We start from the raw sequence: 8,560 nt of genomic DNA, 5'->3' as shown, positions 1-8,560 counted from the left end.
TGGGAGTTGGCGCGGGCGTCGGAGTTGGCGCGGGCGTCGGTGTCGGAGTGGGAGTTGGCGCGGGCGTCGGAGTTGGCGCGGGCGTCGGTGTCGGAGTGGGAGTTGGCGCGGGCGTCGGAGTTGGCGCGGGCGTCGGTGTCGGAGTGGGAGTTGGCGCGGGCGTCGGAGTTGGCGCGGGCGTCGGTGTCGGAGTGGGAGTTGGCGCGGGCGTCGGAGTTGGCGCGGGCGTCGGTGTCGGAGTGGGAGTTGGCGCGGGCGTCGGAGTTGGCGCGGGCGTCGGTGTCGGAGTGGGAGTTGGCGCGGGCGTCGGAGTTGGCGCGGGCGTCGGTGTCGGAGTGGGAGTTGGCGCGGGCGTCGGAGTTGGCACTGGGACGACACTACCTCCCAATTCAAAAGAGCCGCTGTCCACGATCGCGCCTGGAATGCTGTCACCATCTTGAGGGCGAGTCACGCCGCGCTGATCCGTAGCGGGTGCGCCGGTGGCAATCCCTTTATCAATTGCCGGACTTCCTGTCAGCAGCGGCCTGATTAAAGCGCCGTTGAGGTTTTGCAAAGGGCCAAGTAAGGGGTCTGCGATCGTCACACTTGCCGTCGCATTGACATCACTTCCGTCATTGGGGTTTTTGGCCGGCCACTGAAAATTCCCTCCTTGATCGCTATATTGGGCGGTGACGTGTTGCTGAATGCCCCAAGGGTTTCCTCCGTTAGCTGCTGTATTGTTGGAAAGAATCGTGTTTTTGAGAGTAACATTATTGGCAGCGGCGAAGATACCTCCACCAACCCAGCCTGCAGAATTATCGGCGATCGTCGTGTTGAGAATGGTTGTGGGTGCACCAAGAGTCATTGCACCGCCGAGTTTGTTGAAATTACCAGCAGCAAACGCCGTGGAGTTGCCAGAAAACGTACTGTTAGTAATCGTAGTAGGGGCATTTCGCATCCACAGGCCGCCACCTTGATTATTGGCTTTGTTGCCAGCAAAGGTGGTGTTGGCAATGGTCAATCCCTGGTTGGTGCTGTCGCTCAAAATCGTTACCCCACCACCATTTCCAGCATTTCCACCGTTGGGTAGCGCCAGAATTTCGTTATTTTGGAAGGTGCTGTTTTCCAAAATTACATTGTCTTGGCTACCGGTGAACAGATAAGCTGCGCCTCCTTCACCTCGACCTTTATTGTCTTGAAATACACTTTTGGTGATCTTGATTGTGCCGGAAGCTTCGCTCGGATTGCTGGCTCGATCAGTATAAAGTGCGCCGCCGAAACCCCTTAAGAAAGAATTGGCCTGCCCTGTGGCGAAAGTGGCTGCTGTGGTGTCGTTGCCGATGAATCGGGAGTTGTCAATTGTCAGCTTACCTTGAAGGCTGTTAATTGCCCCGCCGTTAATTCCTTTGTTGTTGGTGAAGTCGCTGTTGGTGACTGTAATAGTTTTGAAACTCAAAAAGCCGATCGCACCTGCACCGCGTTCATCGTTAGCTGCGGTGGCTACGTTGCCGTTGAATTTACTGTTGGTAACAGTCAGGGTATTGTTGAAATTACCGAAAATTGCGCCACCACCTTTATCGGCGACGTTGTTGTTGAACTGAACGTTTTCTACTGTGAGGTTTACTTCGTCGGTTGTGCCGATCGCGCCACCTCGATCGGTAGTTTTGCCGTTAGTAATAATCAGGTTTTTGACAACCAAATTGGTAGCCGTCGCAACGTTGGCATTGACAAAAAAGGCGCGGGATGCGTTGTTACCACTGATGGTTAAACCCGCTGCTGCTGCGCCGTCAATGGTGATGTTTTTGCCAACGGGAATATCGAGTTGACCGCTGGTGAGAGTAATGGTTTGGTTGGCTAAACCTGGGGCGAAGGTAATGATATCGCCGGCAACAGCGGTGGCGATCGCAGCCCTTAATGATCCCGGCCCGCTATCGCTATTGTTGGCTACTACGATCGTAGCTAAATCACCTTGATAACTTGCCATTGCCTCTGGAGTCAAGGCTAAGGGAGATTCAATTTGGCCATTAGCAAATTCTAAATTCCAGTCGCCGCCGCGGCCGGTTGTGTTGGTAGATGCCGCAACATCAGCCCCGGTTAATTGACTGAATCGATCGACGAAATTAGCACCTGTACCGCTTGCTACATCGCAGCCGTACAGCATGATGTCTGCTTGTGGGGCTAGTGAACTTTGCCACTTTTCCAACTGGCTTTTGTATTGCTCTATGTTATCTGAACCCAGAGCGGTATTGCCTAATTGTAGGCTGCCAGAACTGCCGTGAGAAATAATGTGAACCGAGTCTATCGCCCCGTTAGTAGAGGCGTACTTTTCCATCTCGGAGGTGATTTGTTCGAGGCCGTTTTTGGTGTGATCGAGTATTACTACCTGCTGTCCCGGTAGCACTCCCGCTGTAATTGACTCGTAATCTTCCACGCCGGAGTCAATGAAGACTAAGGAGCGCAGTGGCTGTTTTTCAAAAGCAGATTGTGAGTTAACTTGAGCGAATGTAGAACTCATATTGGAGACTCCATTAAGGGCATTATTAGTAGATACACCCCGGAGTAATCTCATCAGGCTTATTTCATTATATCTTAACACTCAATTGAGATATGGTGTACTTTTTAAAATATTTTTATGATTTATTTTGAGCCACATTTATCGATTACCTATTCACCAATAATGGAAACTTTTGCCTCTACCGCTGGGAATATATTACAACATTTATCGCGCCTCTTCAAATAAATCAATCTAGGTTGTAATATCAAATTTTTGCTACCTTATTTGGCTAACAGTAGCCTGCTTTTAGGTACTCGGAAATGGTGGAGGTAATTTCCCCCAGGATAACTCATCTTAATTATATTTAGTAGTTTTTATTTGAGTGTGGTATTTTACCTATAGGCACAAGGCACTACAGTTTACCTAGGTGTATTTCATCCAAGGTGATACTCAATTATGTAGATTTTGAATAATTTTATATGCTTTGAAGCTGCTAGGTTTGCGGTACACCAAAATACTGATTACCAGGACGTTTGGTCGCATTTACTAACAGTCAAAACGGTCTAATATTAAGTGGAACCCATCGCGGGAAATCAATTGACTTATGGGATGCTACCGACACTTTGAGGACAGCCCACCTCACTACAAACGTGATTCAAATTATTCAGCGGGAGTTGATATGATTGCTGATTTAGTCAGATCGAAATCGTTGATTGCGATCGCGCCTTCCTCCCTAATTACAATTGTATTCGGGCCCAGTTGCCCTCGGTACGTTCCATACCCTCCATTAAATCACTCTCCTTAATTAGCAAACAGTCGATCGCGCCCACCGCCGTTGCTGAGTGTATCACTATCTCGATCGGCATAACACCAACCAAGTCCGCTGTTTTGAGTCAGAGAACTATGCGATTTTGACAATTGACTTTTGTATGGTTCCACGTAATCTGAACTGAGGATAACCAAGCCTAATTGCAGTTTGCCCGATAGGCCCTCACAAGTCGAGCCAACTTTGTCAATCTCTCTAAGGATAGAGGCATATTTTTGAAGTGCCGAGGTAATTTTCTCGATGCAGTCCGATTCACCAGCCAAAATTCTGGAAACAAAATATCCACCTTCATTGATGCTGAAGTCCTTGACTACAAAGCTTTTGGATGGGGGATTTGCGTATTCCCAGGCGCGAGTCGTTTCCCTTAAAGAAGTCAACATATTCCGTCCTCCAAAAGTGAGTTTAGCGGTAGATACAGCCTTGGAATCAGAGCTTCTGAAACTGCCAGCGACCTTGTTTATTTCGCTCATTCTTATTTCACCTATCTATCAGTTTGCCCTATTTCTGCTGCACTGCCATCCGCGATCGCACGGAATTTATATTCTGCGTGTTTTCCCTTACTTCCGGCAAACGCGCAATTACAGATCGATCCGGTATCCTGTCCGTGATCCCACTTTCAAAAAAGAATCCAACTGTAATATCATGTCCGAGCGATTAACCATAATATCCTGGTCGGGGCGGGTTTTTGAGATTGTCAATTATTGGCAGGTATTGTTCGTGAACCCGCCCCTACAACAATCGCGGTCGCACGACCGGACATGATATAAGCCCATGCTTCAAACCTCGATAGTCTTCAGTCATTCGGCAATCTAAAATCTAAAATTTAAAAGGGTATGACACTTAGTAGATTGGCCTCGCAACTGTACCGATCAAGATTCTGTGGAAGATGGCGGTTTTTTCCCTGCATTGCGAATATTAATAATCTTGTTGAGCGCCTCAAACCAAAAACCAGCCCCCATAGAAATAGCTACACCGCTCAATATCCAACCAAACAATTTTGCAATCAAAGCCGGCCACAATAAATTCCCCTGCTTATCTCGTTCTAAGCTGTTCTGTTCGCTCCATCCAAAAGGTAGAGCTACCTCATCCAAAGCTATATCTACATCCTTTTGAACTTTTCTCAGACTTGTTAAATTATCTAATTTAGTCCTAGCATTTTTTTCCACCAACTGCTCAGCGTACAAGTTAACAGTCGATCGCAACATCGAATCCTTCGACAACCGATTAATAATATGAATGCTATCAGCATTAGCAGCGACAGCGATCGCAGTTCCGAGCAAAATCGCCACCCCTCTAGCATTCCGCTTGTAAACACCAGAAGCACGCTCCATCGATTGGTCAAACCAAATTTCAATTTCTTTCTGAAACCGCTGCAACTGCTCTTGAGTATCTCCGCCGCCTTTTTCAGCCCGCTGCGCTAAAATATAAAGGCTACGTTTCAAAGATTCTGGCATACTGTCCAAGGTTTCTTGAATTTGTTGATAAATTGGACTCTCCTCTTTAATATCCATAATTTCTGCTACCGTATCTTGACTTTTTTTAACAGTATTTAACAGATTGCTGAAACTCGGTTGCAGTTGCCCCAGCAGCGCCACCCGCTCATTTCTGCTGTCAAAACGAGCCTTGACAAATGCCATCTGCCTCTGAAATTCTCTCCCTCCTAGCTCGGTTTCTGGTAGATAAACCTGAGAATCCTTAATATAAAATCCTAGCTTTTCCGACATCCGATCTAAGCTGTTGTTCAAACTTGCTAAATTGTTTTGATAATCTTCGACAACTCGATTGAACTCCGCAGTCAGCCACCTAAATTCTTGCTCAATAATCGGTTTAGTAGCAGCCGGCAAACTCAGATTTACTCCAATCTGTTGAATTTGTGCTAATTGTAAAGTTTTAAATTTTTCCAATCGGGTTTTAGAAATAGAGCTGAGCAAACTAGAAACCTTTAAAGTCTCCAAAAGGCTAGCCGAAAAACACTCGGCTGGAATATAAGAAGGCCCACTGGATTTATTGCCGAAAACATTTTTAGTACCCGTAAGTCCGTGGTACAAATCCCCCATGCGGTGCGTAACAGAGCGGAATCCCTCTGATAAAAGCCCTTTCGCTCCCTGATTCAAATCCTTGATAATCGGATTGGCGTAAATCGAATGTGCCAACTGTCCGACTCTCTTAAATTGCAGGGGATCTTTCGCGCCTTCGCTGCCTCCCGAAATCAGCACTTCGATCGACTTCTTTAAATGTTCCGCCCGCCACTGCCAAACAGTAGCAATCAGTTCCTGAATTTCCGAAGCTAGCAAGCTTAAACTCAGGTAGATAAAGACTAAGCCAATGATAATATCTATAATTACAGGCAAGTTCATGGTATTTTCCTAGTCGCAAATAACTGCTGTCTAAGTTTACCTTCAGTTTGGGACGCTCAAAACTCTCTTAACTTATGTCAGAAATCTTTCCATTCCTGGGCCACAAACTGAAAAATCGCTGGAATGACAGCTTTACAGACAAAGTGTGGATGCTGGCTTTTCTGTTGGCTGCAGTGCTGATTTTCGGGCTGAATCTGGGCGGCGTGGCTTTGCGGGATTGGGATGAAGGCATTGCAGCGCAGGTAAGTCGCGAAATTTGGCGCGGCAACTTAAATTGGCTGTATCCGACGATCGACTCTATGCCTTATTTCAACAAACCGCCGCTGGTACACTGGCTAATCGGGCTGTGTTTTGCCGTCGGCGGTGTCAGCGAATTGACGGCGAGGTTGGCACCGGCGATGCTGACGGCGGCTTCAGTGCCGCTGCTTTACGCCATTGGCAGGGAGTTGTTTCCCAGACGCTCGATCGCCATTTTTTCTGCCCTCGTTTATCTGACGCTGTTACCGGTGGTGCGGCATGGACGTTTGGCGATGTTGGATGGGGCGGTTTTGTGTTTTTTGCTGGGGGCGATGTGGTGTTTGCTACGATCGCGCCGGGATTTGCGCTACGCTTTGGGCGCGGGGATTGGGTTCGGACTCATTTGCCTCACTAAGGGCGTGATGTTGGGGCTGCTGCTGGCTGCTGTTGGCTGTATTTTTTTGGTTTGGGATACCCCGCGACTCCTCACTTCTGGGTATCTTTGGGGTGGATTGGCGATCGGAACATTGCCAGTAGCGGCTTGGTATTTTGCCCAATGGCTGCACTACGGCCAATATTTCATCCACGCTAATTTAGTTAACGAATCTTTCCGGCGCATTTCGGAACCTGTCAGCAGTCACAGAGGCCCGCCTTGGTATTATCTTTTAGAAATTTTAAAATTAGCTTGGCCGTGGCAGTTATTTTGGCTACAAGGGCTGCGTTTGAGTTGGGAAAATCGCAGTTTTCCCGGGCCAAAATTAGTATTGGTTTGGACAGGAGTATATCTGCTGGCTATTTCTGTGATGACTACTAAATTGCCGTGGTATGTTTTGCCAATTTATCCAGCTTTTGCTCTTGCCGTTGGCAGTTATATCGCTGAAGTTTGGGAGCAACTGTGGCTGCCGCCAGAGCCAATTAAAGAGGAAGCAGAAGAACGTTTTGATGCTATTTCTTTGTTGCCTCATCCCGCGATTTTGGCAATGCTGGCTGTAGTTGCTGTCGTCGGTTGCGTGTACTTCAGTGGCTGGGTACGGATCGGGGGACAAATTGCACCTCCCCAGCGAGATTTGCAGTTAATGCTGATGTTTCTAGGTTTGACAATGACAATGGCGGCCGTGTTGCTGCACCGCAAAGATCGGCAGTTTATATTAGTTTTAATTTGGGGAACTTACCTGACGCTGTTGGTATTGATGGCTTCGGATAACTGGGTTTGGGAACTGGCGGAGGATTATCCTGTTAAGCCGATCGCCGAAATTGTCCGCACAGGAACTCCGGCGGGTCAACAGGTGTTTACTTCTCACCGCTTGGGCCGTCCATCGCTGAATTTTTATAGTCAACGCCAAGTTATTGTCGCCGACGCGCCGACGCTCAAACAGAAATGGCAAACTCTTCCTCAACCTTATTTTCTGTTAGAAAAACCAGTTTTAAAACATTTAGGTTTGCAGAATGCTGAGATTGTCAAAACAGCGGACGATTGGGTTGTGGTAACTCGAAAATAAGCGTGTTTCCCCAAATTCTCGTAGGGGCGGGTTCACCAACCATAATCGCCTCAGACCAAAAATCTCGAAAACCCGCCCCCACCCAACGACAAATCCGAATCAACATTTTTGGGATGCAATCGCATATCAGATAAATCTAGGCGATCGGCTGGGTGCGGACGAGTTTACCAACTATCTATACGAGAAACCAACAATCTCAAAAACCCCCTACACAAACTCAACCTTAAAAAGCTTACCCAAAAATGTTACACTAAACAAAAGTCTCAGTTAAATGCTCTCTAATAGAACTATGCAACTTACTGAACAACGATACTACTCGATCGAGGAATATCTAGCACTAGAAGAAGCTGCTGACTACAAAAGCGAATACATTGACGGTGAAATATTTCCTATGGCCGGTGGCTCTACCAATCACAATCAAATAGCTGGCAATTTCTATGCCGAACTAAATTTTGCGTTCAAAAAACTAGACTATCGAGTGTTTATGAGCGATGTCCGCTTGTGGATACCCAAGAAGCGCATCTATACTTATCCCGATGTGATGGTAGTATGTGGGAAGCCGGAGTATTATAATAACCGCACCGATACGATTACCAATTCCAGGGTAATTATTGAGGTTTTGTCAGCTTCAACTAAAGGATACGATCGCAGCAAAAAGTTTGAGGGATACCGCACAATTCCCACTCTTGAAGAATACTTATTGATCGACCAAAATCGGAGATATATCGAACATTTTTCTAAGACGGATGATAAGCGATGGTCGTTTGCTGAGTACAATGAATTGGATGAGACGATCGCGCTTGCTTCAGTATCTTTTGAAATTGCTGTGGCAGATATATATAATAAAGTGAATTTTGAACAAGTAGATCAAGAAATTGCACCTGAAAAATGATTGTAGGGGGGGGTTCACCAACCATCTATGTCAGAAACTAACAATCTCAAAAACCCGCCCCCACCCAAGAACAAAAGCGATCGCGTGTGCCCAAATTCTCGTAGGGGCGGGTTTCACCAACCATCTATGTCAGAAACCAACAATCTCAAAAACCCGCCCCCACCCAAGAACAAAAGCGATCGCGTGTGCCCAAATTCTCGTAGATACTGTCTTGACCTGTCAAGGGGTAGCAGTCAAATAATTGGGGTCGAAAGGCTTTTGGGACTTTAAAATCCC

The 8,560-nt window shown here is 47.0% G+C and carries 5 protein-coding genes; 2 read left to right on the top strand and 3 right to left on the bottom strand.

The window, feature by feature from the left end:
* The 3 genes from QUB08_RS30670 to QUB08_RS30660 all read right to left on the bottom strand — a co-directional run.
* Positions 1 to 2,494 (bottom strand): DUF4347 domain-containing protein (locus QUB08_RS30670; RefSeq protein ID WP_333229923.1); only part of this gene is annotated, 2,494 nt, incomplete at its 3' end.
* Between the two features lie 780 nt (positions 2,495 to 3,274).
* Positions 3,275 to 3,679: a DUF4347 domain-containing protein gene (locus tag QUB08_RS30665; protein WP_333229921.1), complete on the bottom strand. Its 405-nt coding sequence runs from the start codon at positions 3,677 to 3,679 to the stop codon at positions 3,275 to 3,277.
* Between the two features lie 489 nt (positions 3,680 to 4,168).
* Complete coding sequence (locus tag QUB08_RS30660) at positions 4,169 to 5,656, bottom strand: hypothetical protein (RefSeq protein WP_333229919.1); 1,488 nt, start codon at positions 5,654 to 5,656, stop codon at positions 4,169 to 4,171.
* 74 nt (positions 5,657 to 5,730) lie between these two features.
* Between QUB08_RS30660 and QUB08_RS30655 the strand changes: the two genes are divergently transcribed.
* Both QUB08_RS30655 and QUB08_RS30650 read left to right on the top strand, forming a co-directional pair.
* Positions 5,731 to 7,392, top strand: coding sequence for a glycosyltransferase family 39 protein (locus QUB08_RS30655; RefSeq protein ID WP_333229917.1), 1,662 nt, complete (start codon positions 5,731 to 5,733; stop codon positions 7,390 to 7,392).
* Positions 7,393 to 7,681: 289 nt separating this feature from the next.
* Positions 7,682 to 8,284 carry a Uma2 family endonuclease gene (locus QUB08_RS30650; RefSeq protein WP_333229915.1) on the top strand — a complete coding sequence of 201 codons (603 nt, stop codon included), beginning with the start codon at positions 7,682 to 7,684 and terminating at the stop codon, positions 8,282 to 8,284.
* Positions 8,285 to 8,560 lie beyond the last annotated feature (276 nt).

Source organism: Microcoleus sp. BR0-C5 (assembly GCF_036705045.1).
Lineage (GTDB): Bacteria > Cyanobacteriota > Cyanobacteriia > Cyanobacteriales > Microcoleaceae > Microcoleus.
This window is presented reverse-complemented; position numbering and strand designations above follow the sequence as displayed.

Bases quoted from the DNA above. Each gene is read 5' to 3' on its own strand.
- QUB08_RS30655 (WP_333229917.1), top strand. From the start codon at position 5,731: ATGTCAGAAATCTTTCCATTCCTGGGCCACAAACTGAAAAATCGCTGG.
- QUB08_RS30665 (WP_333229921.1), bottom strand. From the start codon at position 3,679: ATGTTGACTTCTTTAAGGGAAACGACTCGCGCCTGGGAATACGCAAAT.
- QUB08_RS30650 (WP_333229915.1), top strand. From the start codon at position 7,682: ATGCAACTTACTGAACAACGATACTACTCGATCGAGGAATATCTAGCA.
- QUB08_RS30660 (WP_333229919.1), bottom strand. From the start codon at position 5,656: ATGAACTTGCCTGTAATTATAGATATTATCATTGGCTTAGTCTTTATC.